This window comes from Atribacter sp., from assembly GCF_035418125.1.
GTDB classification, from domain to species: Bacteria; Atribacterota; Atribacteria; order Atribacterales; family Atribacteraceae; genus Atribacter; species Atribacter allofermentans.
In genome coordinates this window covers 1-1959 of record NZ_DAOLQM010000331.1, presented here as the reverse complement: position 1 = coordinate 1959, position 1959 = coordinate 1, and the positions used below count along the sequence as shown (strand labels likewise).

Here is a 1959-nt window from a genome sequence, read left to right as displayed (position 1 = left end):
CTTTTGTTAAAATTTCTTCCGGGCTAGTTAAGGAAATTCGAATATATCCTTCTCCATATTGACCAAAACCGGTCCCTGGAGTTACCACCACACCGGTTCTTTCTAAAAGATGTTCAGCAAAACTCATTGACGTATATCCTACCGGAACCGGTACCCATACATAAAAACTGGCTCGGGGTTTCTCGACTTCAAATCCACAAGCTTGTAAAGATTCAACTACCAGATTACGACGACGGGTATAAATTGGGAGAATCCAATCCAGTACTTCCTGAGTTCTTCCCAAAGCTTCCACACCCGACCACTGTATAGCGTTAAAAATTCCCGAATCTATATTGGTTTTCACCCGACCCAAAGCCTCGATTAACTTTTCATTGCCAACTGCAAAACCAACTCTCCAACCAGTCATATTAAAGGTTTTAGAAAGAGAATGGAATTCAACAGCTACTTCACGAGCACCATCAACTTCGAAAATTGAGGGAGCATTATACCCATCATAGCTTACTTCAGAATAGGCCAAGTCGTGGGCAATAACAAAATCGTAGGTACGAGCTAGATCAACTACTTCCCGAAAAAATTTATGATCTACAGTAGCCCCGGTTGGATTATTGGGATAATTGATGTAAATCAATTTGGTTCGTTTTAAAACACTTTCAGGAAAAGAAGTAAAATCGGGAAGAAATTGATTCTTTTTAAGCAGGGGAAGTTCAAGGGGAATCCCACCGGCCAACATCGTACTGATTTTATAAACCGGATAGCCAGGATCACTCGCCAGAACGATATCACCAGGATCAACAATACACCATGCAAAGTGAGCAATCCCTTCCTTTGAACCGATTAACGAAACAACTTCCCGATCGGGATTTAAAGTAACCCCAAAGCGTTTTGTATACCAGCTCGCCGCAGCCTTCCGAAAGGCAGATAAACCACGATAAGAAGGATAACGATGATTTTCGGCTTTTTTGGCTTCTAAACATAAGCGATCTATAATAAATTCGGGAGTAGGAAGATCGGGGTCACCAATTCCCAAGTCGATCACTTCTTTCCCCTGAATTCGCATGTTTTCCACCTTTTTTTCAATTTCGGCAAAGAGATAAGGTGGTAAATTTTTTACTCGCGATGCAACATCCATGACTCATATACCTCCTCTGACAATTCTGCGTTAAATACTTCCTGAGCTGGACCTTCCATATAAACATGCTGATTCTCTGTTGACCACTCGATAGTTAAACTCCCACCAGGCAACTTGATTTCAGCTTTAGGGCTTAATTTTTGATTGAGGACTCCAGCTACCAACACTGCACATGCTCCGGTACCACAGGCCAAAGTCGGTCCTGCTCCTCGTTCCCAAACTTTTACTTCGGCTTGATTGGAAGACAAACAACGAACAAATTCTACATTGGTTTTGCGAGGAAAGAGGGGATGTTTCTCAATTGTTTCCCCGTAGGTTTGCCATTGATCAGGAATTTCGAAAATCACTGCATGAGGATTTCCCATTGACACGGCGGTAAAATAAAAGGTATTCCCTAAGACTTCAATTGGTTCTTGGATGATTCTCTCCTTCTTAAGGTCTACCGGGATTTTCTCACTTTCAAGATAAGGCTGACCCATATCAACTCGAATTGACTTTACTCGCTCGTCTTCTAAGGTTATTTCGGGAACTATGATTCCTGCTTTAGTTTCAACCGTAAAAATCGGATCGGGAATTATTCCTCTTTCATATACATATTTGGCTAGACAGCGAATTCCATTGCCGCACATTTCTGCCTCACTCCCGTCAGAATTAAATATTCTCATTCGGATATCAGCTTTTTGCGAGGGCAGAATGAGTATCACTCCATCTCCTCCAACTCCGAAGTGACGGTCACAAGCAGCAATAGTAAAATCCTTGATTGAAGCTATTTTTTGGGCTTCATGGTCTTCGATAATTATAAAATCGTTCCCCAACCCGTGCATTTTAAC

2 protein-coding genes are annotated in these 1959 nt (G+C 41.8%); both read right to left on the bottom strand.

Going from position 1 to position 1959, the window contains the following annotated elements:
- The coding region (locus PLK24_RS11120; RefSeq protein WP_324479142.1) for an LL-diaminopimelate aminotransferase at positions 1-1129 on the bottom strand (1129 nt) is incomplete at its 3' end.
- Positions 1108-1959: diaminopimelate epimerase (gene dapF / locus PLK24_RS11115; protein ID WP_324479140.1), on the bottom strand; the 852-nt coding region annotated here is incomplete at its 5' end. The genes dapF and PLK24_RS11120, both read right to left, overlap by 22 nt.